This is a genomic window from Tateyamaria sp. (genome assembly GCF_039945315.1).
Classification (GTDB): Bacteria; Pseudomonadota; Alphaproteobacteria; order Rhodobacterales; family Rhodobacteraceae; genus Tateyamaria.
The window spans coordinates 48,710-63,002 of record NZ_JBDUXB010000055.1 but is presented as its reverse complement, the minus strand read 5'-3'; the positions used below and the strand labels follow the sequence as shown (position 1 = coordinate 63,002).

Genomic DNA, 14,293 nt, shown 5'->3' with positions numbered 1-14,293 from the left:
CGTTTTCAACAGAAGGCTTTGGAAAATCCGGGGCGCGCGCAAGATGCAACGCGCCCCAGCTGGAGGGTCAGTTTAGTTCCAGGTGTAGTAGCCTGCGTCCTCCATCACGGCTTTGGTCCGTTCGGCCACCCCATCCAGAGCTTCCTGAATGTCGAGGTCTTCGGTCAGAACTTTGGACAGAGTGGTACCCAGATCGGCATTGATCTTGCCCCAGACGGGGATGATCGGACGCCAGTCGGGATCAGCGTGCTGCAGCGCTTCACCAAAAGTGGCCATGTGTGGGAATTTGGCGTTCACATCCGCATCTGCGTGTGTCGAGAAACGCGACGGGTTGCCGCCGGCCATCGCCACCAGCTTGTCGCCCTCTTTCGAGGTCAGCCACTGCATCAGCAGGAATGCCGCTTCTTTGTTTTCTGCGTTGGCAGGGATGCCGATGCCGAAACCACCAGTTTGGCTGGCGCGCTTGACGCCCATCGGGTGCATCGCCCAACCCACTTTGCCTACGACTTGGCTCTTGCTTGGATCATCGATTTGCCCTGCCACAACTGTGGTGTCGAGGAACATCGCCGTGTCGCCATTCAGGAACGAGCCCAGCGCTTCGCCAAATCCGAAGTTCGTCGCACCTTCGGGCCCACAATCAACGATGGATTTGAGCGCTTCGGCCGCTTGCACGCCGGCTGCATTGTTGACGACCGGGTTCCATTCGTCATCAAAGATCGCCCCACCCAGTGGGTTCAGGTGCAGCAGAAAGGCGTGTGCTGCGTGGTGACCAGACGCCGCACGCGAGGACAGACCGCCCATACCGGGTTCCAGCTCGGGGATTTGGCAGGCAATCTCGAGCATCTCGTCATATGTCTCAGGCACTTCGAGCCCATGCTTTTCAAAGATGTCCTTGCGGTAGCCAAGCACGGACGTTTCCGACCCATAAGGAATACCAAACAGAGAGCCCGTCGAGCCTTGCAGATACCCTTTGTCACCGCCGGCAAAACCGATGTTATAGACATACCCATCAATCAGGTCGCTGGCGTCATAGGTTGGGTTGGACAGCTTGGGGTTCATGAAATACTTGGCGAGGTTTTCCAGCTGGTCGGCGTAAACATAGTCCGCCTTGGAAAACACCACATAGGCGATCAGGTCGTATTCGCCCTCGTCCTGTGCCAGCTCAAGCGTTTGGCGCTCGCGCATCTTGAGGTAGGGCAGTTGATCAACTTCGACTTCGATACCGGTTTGCTTGGTGAATTCTGGCAAAATCTGCATTACCGCGTTGTAGTGCGGGTGGGCGGGGAAGTTCACGATCAGGGTCGTGCCTTCGTACTCCGCATAAGGATTGGCAAAGGCCGCTCCTGTCATAAACGCCATGGTCGTTAGACCTACGGCTGTTGATTTCAGTCCTTTAATCATCAGTTCCTCCCATTGAACTTTGTTTGCGCGCTAAATCGCGACTTTGGCTTGCACGCTTACAGCGCGACTTCAGTTTTGCGATCGAACAGGTGCACACCGCTTGGATCGATTGCGAATGTCAGGGTTTGGCCCAGAACCACTGGCGTTTGCGAGTTCACTTCGACCATCACCCGGGCAGGGCCACACTTGCAGAGCAGGACAGACTGGGCGCCCACATACTCCGAGACTTCAACGTCCAAATTCAGAGCCCGCGCAGGTTCGGCATCCGCTTCAAAGGCCAGATCAGAGGGGCGAATACCCAGGGTGATCTGCTTGTTGGTATGTTTTTGCGCTTTGGCCGCTTTTTCACCAATCAGCTGCACATCGAACCCGTCACCTTTAACAAAGACACCGCCATCATGTTCGACGATCTCACCATCGAGGAAATTCATCGGGGGCATGCCCATGAAACCGGCGACAAACTTGTTCACCGGGCGCTTGAACAACTCTTCGGGCGTACCTTGCTGCTGTATATAGCCGCCGTGCATGACCACGATCCGATCGGCCAGTGTCATCGCCTCGATCTGGTCGTGCGTGACGTAGATCATGTTCTTCTGAACACGCTGGCTCATCAACGCCAGTTCGGCGCGCATTTGACCGCGCAGTTTAGCGTCGAGGTTTGACAACGGTTCATCAAAAAGGAAAATACCGCTGTCCTTGGCCAATGCGCGCGCCATCGCAACCCGCTGACGTTGCCCGCCGGACAGGGCGCCGGGCTTGCGCGCGAGGAACTCGGTCAGGCCAACAGTGTCGGCCACTTCGCGCACCTTCTTTTCGATTTCCGCTTTCGGTCGGCGGGCAAGTCGCAAGGCAAAGCTGATGTTCTGCGCAACGTTCATATGCGGGTAAAGCGCGTAGTCCTGAAACACCATCGCCAGATCGCGATCTTTCGGCTCAAGGTGGCTGACAGGTTTGCCATCCACAAAAATCTCGCCCTCACTCACATCCTCAAGCCCGGCAATCATGCGCAAGGTCGTGGATTTTCCGCACCCCGAAGGACCAACCAAGACGGTGAATTCATTGTCCGCCATCTCCAAGTCAATCCCATGCAGGACCTGAACTTCGCCGTAGCGTTTGATCAAATTTTCAAGGCGAATGGTCGGCATATCGGCTCTCTCCCCCCGATGTGTTACCGGTCACATTAGGCAATGTGACCGGTAACACAAGGAAAAAGAGTCCTTTTATTTCAGTAACCCGCCCGCAAGCTTACGGTTTTGTACTTTCCCGGAATTCCAGTTCGACGTCGACGCTGACATGTTGGCGTGCCGACTCGGTGTGATCAGGCGCCTCGAGCAATCCGGCGATCATGCGTCCGGCCGCCTGCCCGATGGCCTTGGGATCCACCGTGACCGTCGTGATCGTCGGCGAGGAAAAGCGCGACACCTCGAAATTGCCGAACCCCAGAATGCCAATGTCATCCGGCACCGCCTTACCTGCGCGGCGCAAGGCCGACGTCAGGCCAAACGCGGGTGCATCCGACACGCAGAATATGCAGTCGGTGTCGGGATAGCGCGCGAGCAGCTCAGGAGCTGCGGCGGCGCCATCCTCGATTGACAAAGGTGGTTTCCCGAGGCGCAGAATGCGGTGGTCGGACAACCCGGCCTCTTTCATTGCAGCACTGAACCCTTTGCGCCGTGCAGCGCCCCGCGTCCAATCATCTTCGACCTCACCCAGAAACGCGATGTTGCGATACCCGCGCGCAATCATCGCGCACGTCATTTGCTGTGCCGCAGCCACGTTAGAAAAGCCAACTGTATGACCAATGGGCTGCTCAGGCCGCTCCCACAATTCCACCACGGGCACATTGGCGTCGCGCAGCAACGCGATGGTGCGCTCTGTGTGCCCGTCATAGGACAGCACTATTGCCTCCGGGCGCCGGCGCAGCATGGTCTCAACCAGCTCTTCCTCGCGGTCGCGTTCGTAGTTGGTGTAGCCCAACAGGATTTGCTGTCCGATGTTCTCCAACTCTTCGGTCAACGCCTGAACCGTTTCGGCAAAGTGCAGGTTGTTGAGTGAAGGCACCAGAACAGCGACAAAACCAGACCGTTTGGTGGTCAAACTGCCCGCCATCTGGTCCGGGACGTAGTTCATCTCGCGCACGATCGACAGGATGTGTTCACGGGTCTCGCGCGAAACCGGACTGTCTTTTTTCAACGCGCGCGACACAGTCATGCGCGACACGCCTGCGGCTTGTGCCACGTCCCGCATAGTCACCGTGGATTGCGATTTGAGGGGCTTTTTCACGCATGCACCAGAAAAGTGTTATCGGTCACATATTGCGCAACCACAGCGCGACGCGCAAGTGTGCCCTCCCTAGGCGTTCTCCTTCGGCCTGCTTGTCTGCCCTGCGCATGCGGGGTAGGCGCTTATATCGCATGCGCACTCCCTGTCCGCCCGCACTTGGCGACATAAGTATGTGTGCAATGGGGGAGCTACGTTGCTTACGATCAAATCTGTTGAAAAATCCTATCTCCATGAAGATGGCCGCATTCCTGTGTTGCAAGGCGTGAGCCTCGCTTTGGATCAGGGCCAAACCCTAGCCCTTACAGGTGAATCCGGCAGCGGAAAAAGCACGCTATTGCATATTACGGCTGGTCTTGAGGCACCGGACGCGGGGTCTGTTCATGTGTTCGGGAAGGATATTACAGCCATGGATGACAGCGGGCGGGCTGCCATGCGCCGCCGCGACATTGCACTTGTCTTTCAGCAGTTCAACTTGATCCCGTCCCTCACCGTGGGGGCCAACATCTCCTTTCAGGCAGCACTTGCGGGCAAGGTCGATACTGCCCACGTCACGGCTCTTGCCGAGGCGTTGGGCCTGTCGGATCAACTCTCCAAATACCCAGAGGCCCTGTCAGGTGGCCAGCAACAGCGTGTCGCCATTGCACGCGCGCTTGCGGCCGGTCCCAAACTGCTTCTGGCCGATGAACCCACCGGCAATCTGGATGAAAAAACAGGTGCGACCGTGCTGGAGCAGATGCTGGAACTTGTCCAGCAAAGCGGCACAGCTCTGATGGTGGTCACCCATTCGCCCAAGGTCGCCGCACGCATGGATCGCACATTGGAATTGAGCGGTGGCAAGGTGGTATGATCCGTACCTGTCTCATCGCCCTGCTGTCCCACTGGCGACGCAATCCGGTTCAGCTGTTCGCCTATCTGGCCGGCCTCGCCATTGCGACGGCTCTTTGGTCCGGCGTGCAGGCGATCAACAGCGAAGCGCGCGCCAGCTACGATGCCGCGGCCGCAACCCTTGGCGAAGGGCGGTTTGATCGGCTGATCCCCAAACAGGGCAACGCTATCGCCCAAGACACATATGTGACCTTGCGGCGCGCCGGTTGGCTGGTGTCCCCGGCCTTGGACGTACGGCTTGGAGATGTGCGGGTGATCGGAGTGGAGCCTGTGACGTCGCCGACAGGTTTTGCCGGACTGACATTCGCCGAAGAAACACCCGCACTGATGCCCGGCGAGCCAGACCTGTTGTTTGCCAACGCAGAAACCGCTGCGGCACTTGGGGATCGGGCCCGCGTCAGCGTGAATGAAAACGTCGCCCCCGGTGTGGCCGTCGGTGATATCGGCACGGTGCAGCGTCTTTCAGGGCGCGATGATCTTTCGACCCTCGTCTTGCTGCCCGAACAGCCCATCGGTCGTCCCGATCTTGAAACCATCGCCCCCGGCTTGCGCTTGCAGCCTTCCCAGCAAGTGGCGGATGTCGCCCAACTCACCGACAGCTTTCACCTGAACCTCACAGCCTTTGGACTGCTCAGCTTTGCTGTGGGTCTGTTCATCGTACACGCGACTATCGGGCTGGCTTTTGAGCAGCGGCGCGGAATGATCCGCACCATTCGTGCGCTTGGGGTGCCCCTGCGGACTCTGGTGACGCTGATCACGGTCGAGATGTTGGGGCTGGCGGCTATTGGGGCCGCACTTGGTATCGTCATGGGCTATGTGATTGCCGCCCTTCTGCTGCCGGATGTCGCCGCCACACTGCGCGGGCTTTACGGGGCGGAGGTGTCGGGCACGCTGGGCTTTCGCGCTGAATGGTGGCTGTCGGGGTTCTTGCTTGCAATGCTTGGTACCGCCATCGCCTTGGCAGGGCGCATCTGGCAGATCGCTCGCATGCCGCTCTTGGCGAGTGCGCGGCCCCGTGCGTGGGTGATGTCGGGGGCGACGCGCTTTGGTGTACAGAGTGTCGCCGCGCTTGGCCTCCTTTCGACGGCAGTGTTGCTTGTGGTCTTCGCAGATGGGTTGATCCCTGTTTTCGCCTTGCTGGGATGTCTTTTAATCGGCGGCGCGCTGGCGCTGCCAGTGCTGGCGTCCTACGCACTGAGGCTGATTGAGGCGCGCGCCTCGCAGCCCATTTGGCAATGGTTTTGGGCCGACACACGCCAGCAACTGCCGGGCCTTAGCCTTGCGTTGATGGCCTTGTTGCTCGCCGTGTCGGCCAATGTAGGGGTGTCAACGATGGTGTCGAGTTTCCGACTGACCTTTGTCGGGTTTCTGGATCAGCGCCTTGCCCCAGAACTGTTTGCGCGCGTGGACAATGCCGAACAAAGCGTGCAACTGGAGGCGTATCTAATCGCCCAAGGTATAGAAACGCTCCCCCTGCGATCCGCCTCAGCCAAGATCGAAGGGCGCCCCGCGCAAGTGTTTGGCGTACGGGTCGGGCCGACCTACCGCAACAACTGGGCATTTTTGGCTGAGGAAAGCGACGCCTGGGATCGTGTGGAGCGCGGCGAGGCGTTGATCGCCAATGAACAACTAGCCAGACGCAGCGATCTGCGGGTCGGGGACAGTATAGAGATATCACCAGACTTGACCCTCCCAATTGCCGCAGTGGTCGGCGACTATGGTAATCCAGAAGGTCAGGTTGTCGTCTCAGAGGAAGTGTTCGCGACACTTTATCCAGACAACTATGCCGCGCAGTTTGCTATGCGCACAGGCGACGCCCCAGCCTTGCGCGCTAAGATCGTCGAACAGGTCGGACTGCCAGAAAATGCGATGATCAATCAGGGCGCGATCAAGGCGTTGTCCATGGAAGTGTTCGAACGCACTTTTTCTGTCACAGCGGCCTTGAATGTTCTCACACTTGGGGTCGCCACCTTTGCCATTTTGATGAGCCTGCTGACGCTGGCCGACTTGCGGGTTCCTCAACTTGCCCCTGTCTGGACTATCGGCGTGACGCGGGCCACGCTGGGGCGCTTGGAACTCTGTCGTGCAGTGGGCTTGGGCGTATTGGTCTTTGCCTGCGCTATCCCTTTGGGCCTCGCCTTGGCATGGATTTTGCTGGCCTTGGTCAATGTAGAGGCTTTCGGGTGGCAACTGCCCATGTTTCTGTTCCCGTTAGATTATCTACAACTGGGGGCCTATGCCCTTGTTGCCGTTGCACTTGCAGCTGCATGGCCCGCTTGGCGCCTGATCCGCACGCCCCCAGCCGCCCTCCTCAAGGTGTTTGCGCATGAACGTTAGGCTTTTCCTTCTTCTATGCCTGTTGCCGCTTTCTGCGCTGGCCCAGGGGTTTTCCAGCCTCGGGTCGGAAGCGGACGCAGAATTTGCCACCCCCACGCCCAACCCTGCTTTCGCTTTCCCTGCCGATCACGGCCCCCACCCCGACTACCGAATCGAATGGTGGTACCTGACGGCCACGCTCGAAGCCGCAGATGGCACAGCTTACGGCCTGCAATGGACCCTCTTTCGCTCGGCCCTCGCGCCGGGAGAAGACGAAGGATGGGCCTCGCCGCAAATCTGGTTTGCGCATGCCGCCGTCACTACGCCCGACTCACATCTCGCCTCCGAGAGGTTCGCGCGCGGCGGCATAGGCCAAGCAGGCGTGCAGGCGTCCCCCTTCCGTGCGTGGATTGACGAATGGGCGCTTGAGGGGCCGGATTTCGACACCCTGTCCCTGTCCGCACATACGCCTGACTTTGCTTATGACATGACGCTTGAGGCGCAAGGACCGCTGGTCTTTCACGGCGATGCGGGCTTTTCCGTCAAATCTTCCGAGGGGCAGGCCAGTTATTACTACTCCCAACCTTTCTATGACATCTCTGGCACGCTGACCCTGCCCGAAGGACAGGTCATGGTCAGTGGACAGGCATGGCTCGACCGGGAATGGTCGTCGCAACCTTTAAGTGACACACAATCAGGCTGGGACTGGTTTTCGCTGTCCTTTGATCAGGGGGCCAAGCTGATGGGGTTCCAGCTACGCCAAACGGATGGATCAACATTCAGTTCGGCCACATGGATCGAGGCGGATGGCGCAACGACGGCTTACGCGGATGGCGCATTCACCGCCCGTCCTCTGGAAACGAGCAACGTCGCAGGCAGGGGCATACCCACGCGCTGGCAAGTCGCCTTGCCTGCGCGCAACGTGGATGTGACAGTCAGCGCAATGAACACGGATGCGTGGATGGGCCTGTCGATCCCCTATTGGGAGGGGCCGGTGGGCATCACTGGCTCGCACACCGGGCGCGGATATCTGGAGATGACAGGGTATGAGTGATCCAAACGATCTGGCCGCCTTTCTGGATGAGGCATGGCAGCACCTTGCACGCGGCGTGGCCGATGCAAAGTCGCCAGCGCGCTATCCGACCTTTGCCACCACTTCGCCCGATGGCTGGCCCGAGGCGCGCACCGTCGCGATACGCGCAGCAATTCGTACTGAGGGTTTTGTCGAGGTGCATACCGACATTGAGACCCCAAAAATCACCGCCCTGCGCCACAGCCCCCGCGCCAGCCTGCACATCTGGCTGCCACGTGCGGATGTGCAAATCCGGCTGCAAGCACAGGTCGAGATCCTGACCGGACCCGAGATCGATGATGATTGGGCGCGGGTGCCTGTGGGCTCTCGGGTGTCCTACGGAACCCAGCCCATACCAGGCACGCCGATTTCATCCGTCTATGACTATGAAAAACCGGCCCTACGGGAACGCTTTGCGGTGCTGCGCTGTCATCTGGTGGACATCGACCTTGTCCATCTTGGCGCACAGCACAGGCGTGCGATTTATCGTGCTGACACCCTATGGCAAGGGACATGGGTCGCCCCATAAAAAAGGCCCGGGCAAAATCGCCCGGGCCTTTGTTAACGGTCTGTGAGTGGAGCAGTTATTGCCAACCAACCGTATTAAAGATGCGCTGCGCCTCTGGCACGTTCTTGGCCACAGCACTCAGATCAACGTCATCGGGTTTGAACAGACCAAGGGCCGCTACAGACGGGCTGAGCGCGACACCAGGTACGGCCGGGTATTCGTCGTTGCCGGCTGAGAAATATTGCTGCGCCTGATCACTGGCGAGGTATTCAAGAAAGGCCACCGCGTTGTCGCGGTTTGGTGCATTCAGCGCCACGCCACCGCCCGACAGGTTCATGTGTGCACCTTCTGCGTTCTGCGACGGGAACACCCAACCGATGTTATCGCGTGCCTCCGTGGGCAGGCCATCCACATCGCGGCGAATGGAGCGGGCAAAGTAGTACGTGTTCGAGATCGAGATATCGCACTCACCCGACACCAGACCGCGCAACTGATCGGTATCGCCGCCTTGCGGCTTCCTAGCAAAGTTGTCGACCACCCCTTGCGCCCATGCAGTGGCCGCCTCGGCGCCTGCATGTTCGATGACCGAAGCCAGCAGGGTCTGCGAGTAGACGTTGGTTGAGGAGCGGTGACAAACCATGCCGTTATAGGCCGGGTCTGCGAGGTCGGCATAAGTTTGGGGCGGATTTTCGACGTCGTTCTTGTCATAAAAGATGATGCGCGCGCGCTGGCTGAACCCGAACCACTGATTGTCGCTGTCTTGCAAATAGGCCGGAATACGCGCCTCAAGCACGTCACTGTCCACGCTTTGCAACACGCCTGCGTCCTTGGCGCGTTCCAGGCGCGATGTGTCCACTGTCAGCAGGATGTCCGCAGGCGAATTCGCCCCTTCGGCCTTCATCCGCGCAATCAGCTCGTCAGCTTTGCCCTCGATCCGATTGATGGCGATACCGGTGGCTTCGGTGAAGTCGGAATAAAGACGCTCGTCAGTGTCATAATGACGCGAGGAGTAGAGGTTCAGTTCACCTTCAGCAGCGGCAGCAAGTGGGCCAAGCGTGACCGCGGCAGCAGTGAGGGCGGAGGTGAAAAGGAAAGCTGGGCGTGGCATGGGAACTCCATTGAGATATGTTTACTAAAACACTCAGATACTATTTTTTGACACAACGCAAGTATCCCTACTAATTTAGTCGGAAATAATTTTTCAATCGATCTGTAGGTGATTACTGCTTACGCAGCGTCCGTGAAATCCACGTGGATATGGTTTCCATCCGGGTCCCATATGTTGAAGGCGACAAGCCTCAGCTCATCTATGCCGGACTTTTGAAATTCGACACCGCGATCTTGCAACCGCGCTTCGAATCCGGCTGCATCCTTGGCCCACAACGCAAAATGCTCCAGCTTCAGCGTAGCCTCAGATCCAACACCTGCATCCTGCGAAACGCCGACCAGATGCACGACGGCTACGTCACCTGCATAAAGCCATGCACCGGGAAACCCGAAATTCGGGCGCGCGCCATTATCTAATCCCAGCACATCCACATACCAATCAGTCATTACCTCAAGCTGCTCAGTGCGCAGGTTCACGTGATCCAGTCTGGTGATTTGCATATGTCTCTCTCCCAAGTTGGCCCATCATTTCAGCCATTCCCCGGAGGGTCAAATCACGCTGAACCGACCGATCCGCGCAGCAGTCCAAGCAGATCGCCAAAGCGGGTTTCAGGGCGCAGCATCCGCGCACGCATGTCCCAGATAGCGGCCTTGCGATGCTCGGACAGGCCACCAGACATGGCGTGGAACTTGGTTTCGACCTCAGACAAGGGCATCGGCGCCTCAGGCCCGCCACGCGCATGCACATCTCCCGACGACAGCACCCGCCCATCCACATGCGCCACCGTCACATCGGACCAGCGTCCCATGGGGAAGCGGTCGGAATGGCGGGGGTCTTCGGTGATGGTGATCTGTGGCAGCACGGCTGCGACTGCGGCGTCGCGCAAGCCTGCGCCGGACACATGCTCGGGCCCAATCCGCCCATGGATCAGGCGCGCAGCCAGCGCAAAACCAAGCGAATATTGTGCCTGCGACGTGGTCTCCGGCATGCCTGGAAACAACGCAGCGGATTGCGCAAATGTATTGACCTGAATGCCCGCGATATCATCGGCAGTCAGTTTATGCATGTCGATCAGGTCACCCAGCGCATCAAGGGCTGCGTGGGCCCAACGGCAGATCGGGTAAGGTTTGATGTAATTCTCTGTGATGGTCCAAGTCTGGCCCAGATCAGCCCAAAATGGGGCCGCCTCGGGCGCCTCAACCGTGATGGCGGGTGCCCCTTCGAACCCGTCTTCGGCCATCAGCACGGCCATAGCGCCCACCAATGCGCCCATGCCCGATCCGTCATGCAGCATCGTGGGGTTCGCGATCTCGCGCATCATCTGGCTGCGTGGGCCGTGATACTCCGCAATCCCCAAGGCGTGCCGCAACTGTCCAGCGTCCATGCCCCGCAACCGGCAACCAAGGGCCGCAACCCCCAGCGCGTTCCATGCACCCGATGTGTGATAGTCGCTCACCGTAGCGTGCAACGTGATGGCCGCGCGGGCCGACAGTTCATAAGACATCACAAGGGCGATCAGAGCGTCGCGGGCGATCAGGTCAGGCATATGCTCGGCAAAAGCGCACAAGGCAGGCACAACTGCGCAGCCGATATGCCCCTTGGTCGGGTTGTACCCGTCATGGGCGTCCAGATTGTCGATCTGTGTCGCCAAAGCAAACGAAGCACCGGGAATAGAGGCGCTCCGTCCATCAAAGAGCAGCGGCGCGGCATCTTCAGGCCCGCCAGCGGACATAAACCGCACTGCATGATCCCGAGCGATCCTTGCAGGTGCGAGGTCAACCGCCCCTGCCCCAACCCCCAGCGTGTCGATCAGCAACGCGGCGGCCATTTCGACTGCTTCTTCTGGAATATCGAGCGGGTCGAGGGCGAAGGCGGCTATTTCGTCATAGGTCATCTCGTCAGCCTGACCCTACCTCACATAGCGCGCGGTCCCGGTCCCGACACAAGGGTCGCCCGTTCACGACGTATCAGGTCAGCCGCGTTCTTCGGGCGGCACATCATCGTTCAGAAGGATGCGCGCGGCGTCGCCTGCCGGGTCGTCATATTGGTCATGGCGCAAGGTCCAGACAAAGGCGAACAACGCGCCAAGGCCAAGGATCAGCGAACAGGGCACAAGGATGACAAGGATGTTCATGGGCGGGCTCGCGTTCTGAGGGCGTTCAGGGTGACCGTAATCGAACTGGTCGACATGGCAAGGGCGGCCATCAGCGGTGTGGCAAACCCTGCCAACGCCAGCGGGATCGCGATCATATTGTAAAGAGCAGCAAGGCCAAAGTTCTCAAGGATGCGATCGCGGGCAGAGCGTGCGATATGGATCACGTCCGGAATGCCAGACAGATGCTGGCCCAGCAGCACAACATCAGCTGCATTCTGACTGGCCTCAAGTGCAGTGCCGGGGGCGATGGAGGCCCATGCTTGGGTCAGCGCCAACGTGTCATTAAGTCCGTCACCCACCATCAACACTTTTTTGCCCGCGTCCTGAAGGTCGTGAATCAGGGCCTGTTTGCGCTCGGGAATGACACTGGCATGCACGTGTTCGACCTTGAGCGTCGCAGCCATCCGGTCTGCGTTGGCCTGACTGTCGCCCGTCAGCATATGCACCTCAAGGCCCATGTCCCGCAGCGCGCGCAACGTGTCGGCCGCTTCGGGCAACGCGCGTTCGCGACGCTCAAGCGCAAAGACGTCGTCACCAAGTTGCAACACGGTTCCCGTGCCTCGCCCAACCCAGCCACTGTCGCCGAGCGCGACCGGCATGTCTGCGAAAATGCCTTTGATGCCAAGGCCCCGATGTTCGCTGATCTCGTTCAAATCCGCCGCCGAAACGTCGGACAGGGCAGACAGAACCGAACGGCTAAGGGGGTGGTCCGACGCCTCGGCCAGCGCCTTGAGCACGCCTCGCGCCTCTTGCGTCATGTCCGCCCCCGGCACCAAGGCGCTGTCGCTCAGCGTGCCGGTCTTGTCAAAGACGACAGTGTCCACTTCGGCCAGACGCTCCAGCGCGGTTTCGGACTTCACCAAAACACCGGCGCGGAACAATCGCCCCGTCGCAACAGTGGACACCGCAGGTACAGCCAACCCCAGAGCGCAGGGACATGTGATGATCAGCGTCGCAATGGCTATGGTCAGGGCGTGATAGATGTCGCCCGTCGCAAAGGACCAGCCAAGGAACGCGGCAAAGGACAGCCCGTGCACAAGCGGCGCGTAGATACCGGCGGCTTGGGTGGCAAGGCTGGTGTAGCGGCTGCGCGCGCCTTCGGCGACGCTGGCAAGATGGATAAGGCGGCGCAAGGTTGACCCGGCGGCGTCCACTGTGGTGCGCAAGGTTATGGGGCCGCTCAGCATGACTTCGCCCGCAGACAGAACCGCACCCTCAGACACTGCGATGGCGTCGCTTTCACCGCTGAGTGCGCTGCGGTCCACCTGCGCCTCAGACGCCAACAAAACACCATCCACCGGGACGCGGGCACCGGCAGCCAGCCAAAGAGTATCGCCTGCCTTGATCTCATCCACCGGGCAACTGACACGATTTTCTCCGGTCACACGGATCACGCGGTTCGGCTCCAGTGCCGCCAAATCCGCCGCCGCAGACCGGGCCGCGCGACGCATACGGGTTTCAAGTACCCGGCCACCCAGCAGGAAGAAAGTCAGCGACAAAGCCGCATCAAAATAAGCGTGTTCACCGCCCACGCTTGTCTCGTAAAGGGACAGGCCACAGGCCAGCACGATCGCCAGTGAAATCGGCACGTCCATATTCAGACGCCAAACGCGCAACGCGCTCCACGCCGAGACAAAGAACGGCTGCGCACAGAACAATGCGGCTGGCAGTGCAATAGTGGCGGCGATCCAATGCAAGAAATCGCGCGTGCTGTCCGTGGCCCCTGACCAGACGGCAACTGACAAAAGCATCACATTCATCATCGCAAATCCAGCGATACCAAGGCGCAGCATGAGCCCGTCATCAGAGGTTTTGTTTTGTGCCGCACGCGCCTCATGGGCCTCAAACCCGATATCCGCAAGGGCACTGACCCAAGGTGCCGGGTCGGCCTCGGGCGTGGCGGCGATGGCTACGCGTTTGCGGCTGAGGTTGACTCGCGCCGCTGCGATATCAGGGCGCGCATTCAGCAAGGTTTCGACGGCCTGAATACAGGCGGAGCAATGAATGGCGGGAAGGATCAGCTCATGGGTCGGCACCCCCCCGCGCACCGCATTGGACGCCGCCATGGGCGCGCCTGCGACGCAACCGGGGCAGCTTGCCAATGTCATGGGGCGATCCGCACGATCACGCGCTGACGAAAGGCCGTGCCATCGGGCGCCTCAGCCGCCAGCCGCAGATTCCAGTTGCCCGCACCAAGTGCGGGGATATCCGCGACAAAACGGGTGCCGTCGTGCAGGAACTCCGGTGTGATATCCTCCCCCACATGGGTGGCGCGGCCCAGCGTCGCGGACTTGATATGGGCCACAACCGGACCGATGGCATCGTCGATCAACAGGTGCAACTCTTCGTCCGTGACGTCGGCGGAGACGGTCCATCCCAGCGCCTCTTGTGCGGACCGGTCGTCATCAAACGCCTGGCTGACCACATAGGAATTTCGGGTCTCAAGACCCGGAAAGGTCGCGACCGCCTGAAAGGCCAGTGTCAGGTTCACGCCGATGATCACGGTAAAGGCGGCGCCAAAGATCGCCAGAACATGCCAGCCGGTCAGTTGCTTTGTCATGATGG

At 59.7% G+C, this 14,293-nt stretch carries 13 protein-coding genes; 4 read left to right on the top strand and 9 right to left on the bottom strand.

Translation table 11 applies throughout. The features are described from left to right. Positions 1 to 72: 72 nt before the first annotated feature. From ABJD00_RS18250 to ABJD00_RS18240, 3 genes are all read right to left on the bottom strand, one after another. A complete protein-coding gene (locus ABJD00_RS18250) occupies positions 73 to 1,401 on the bottom strand; it encodes an extracellular solute-binding protein (RefSeq protein ID WP_413831703.1) in 1,329 nt (442 codons plus the stop codon). 56 nt (positions 1,402 to 1,457) lie between these two features. After that, positions 1,458 to 2,546, bottom strand: a complete 1,089-nt coding sequence (locus ABJD00_RS18245) for an ABC transporter ATP-binding protein (RefSeq protein WP_413831701.1) — start codon at positions 2,544 to 2,546, stop codon at positions 1,458 to 1,460. Positions 2,547 to 2,646: 100 nt separating this feature from the next. Then, positions 2,647 to 3,684 (bottom strand): LacI family DNA-binding transcriptional regulator, encoded by a 1,038-nt coding sequence (locus ABJD00_RS18240; RefSeq protein WP_413831699.1) that lies wholly within the window; start codon positions 3,682 to 3,684, stop codon positions 2,647 to 2,649. Between the two features lie 193 nt (positions 3,685 to 3,877). Here ABJD00_RS18240 and ABJD00_RS18235 point away from each other — a divergent pair, with 193 nt between their 5' ends. From ABJD00_RS18235 to ABJD00_RS18220, 4 genes are read left to right on the top strand one after another with little or no spacing between them, the layout of a single operon-like run. Further along, positions 3,878 to 4,531, top strand: coding sequence for an ABC transporter ATP-binding protein (locus tag ABJD00_RS18235; protein ID WP_413831697.1), 654 nt, complete (start codon positions 3,878 to 3,880; stop codon positions 4,529 to 4,531). Further along, positions 4,528 to 6,906 carry an FtsX-like permease family protein gene (locus ABJD00_RS18230; RefSeq protein WP_413831695.1) on the top strand — a complete coding sequence of 793 codons (2,379 nt, stop codon included), beginning with the start codon at positions 4,528 to 4,530 and terminating at the stop codon, positions 6,904 to 6,906. Before ABJD00_RS18235 ends, ABJD00_RS18230 begins: the two co-directional genes overlap by 4 nt. Continuing rightward, positions 6,896 to 7,939, top strand: coding sequence for a lipocalin-like domain-containing protein (locus tag ABJD00_RS18225; protein ID WP_413831693.1), 1,044 nt, complete (start codon positions 6,896 to 6,898; stop codon positions 7,937 to 7,939). The genes ABJD00_RS18230 and ABJD00_RS18225 overlap by 11 nt, the downstream gene beginning before the upstream one ends. Further along, positions 7,932 to 8,486, top strand: coding sequence for a pyridoxamine 5'-phosphate oxidase family protein (locus tag ABJD00_RS18220; RefSeq protein ID WP_413831691.1), 555 nt, complete (start codon positions 7,932 to 7,934; stop codon positions 8,484 to 8,486). The genes ABJD00_RS18225 and ABJD00_RS18220 overlap by 8 nt, the downstream gene beginning before the upstream one ends. A gap of 55 nt (positions 8,487 to 8,541) precedes the next feature. Here ABJD00_RS18220 and ABJD00_RS18215 read toward each other — a convergent pair whose 3' ends face one another. The 6 genes from ABJD00_RS18215 to ABJD00_RS18190 all read right to left on the bottom strand — a co-directional run bounded on the left by ABJD00_RS18215 (position 8,542) and on the right by ABJD00_RS18190 (position 14,288). Beyond that, the gene (locus ABJD00_RS18215) at positions 8,542 to 9,573 is read right to left on the bottom strand and encodes an extracellular solute-binding protein (protein ID WP_413831689.1); all 1,032 of its coding nucleotides are present in this window, start codon (positions 9,571 to 9,573) and stop codon (positions 8,542 to 8,544) included. 119 nt (positions 9,574 to 9,692) lie between these two features. Continuing rightward, positions 9,693 to 10,073, bottom strand: coding sequence for a VOC family protein (locus tag ABJD00_RS18210; RefSeq protein ID WP_413831687.1), 381 nt, complete (start codon positions 10,071 to 10,073; stop codon positions 9,693 to 9,695). 53 nt (positions 10,074 to 10,126) lie between these two features. Continuing rightward, positions 10,127 to 11,467 (bottom strand): MmgE/PrpD family protein, encoded by a 1,341-nt coding sequence (locus ABJD00_RS18205; RefSeq protein ID WP_413831685.1) that lies wholly within the window; start codon positions 11,465 to 11,467, stop codon positions 10,127 to 10,129. Positions 11,468 to 11,545: 78 nt separating this feature from the next. Beyond that, positions 11,546 to 11,707: a cbb3-type cytochrome oxidase assembly protein CcoS gene (gene ccoS, locus ABJD00_RS18200; protein WP_108837207.1), complete on the bottom strand. Its 162-nt coding sequence runs from the start codon at positions 11,705 to 11,707 to the stop codon at positions 11,546 to 11,548. Then, a complete protein-coding gene (locus ABJD00_RS18195; RefSeq protein WP_413831682.1) occupies positions 11,704 to 13,836 on the bottom strand; it encodes a heavy metal translocating P-type ATPase in 2,133 nt (710 codons plus the stop codon). The genes ccoS and ABJD00_RS18195 overlap by 4 nt, the downstream gene beginning before the upstream one ends. Beyond that, entirely contained in the window at positions 13,833 to 14,288 is a 456-nt protein-coding gene (locus ABJD00_RS18190) for a FixH family protein (protein WP_413831680.1), read from the bottom strand. Before ABJD00_RS18190 ends, ABJD00_RS18195 begins: the two co-directional genes overlap by 4 nt. Between the last annotated feature and the right edge of the window lie 5 nt (positions 14,289 to 14,293).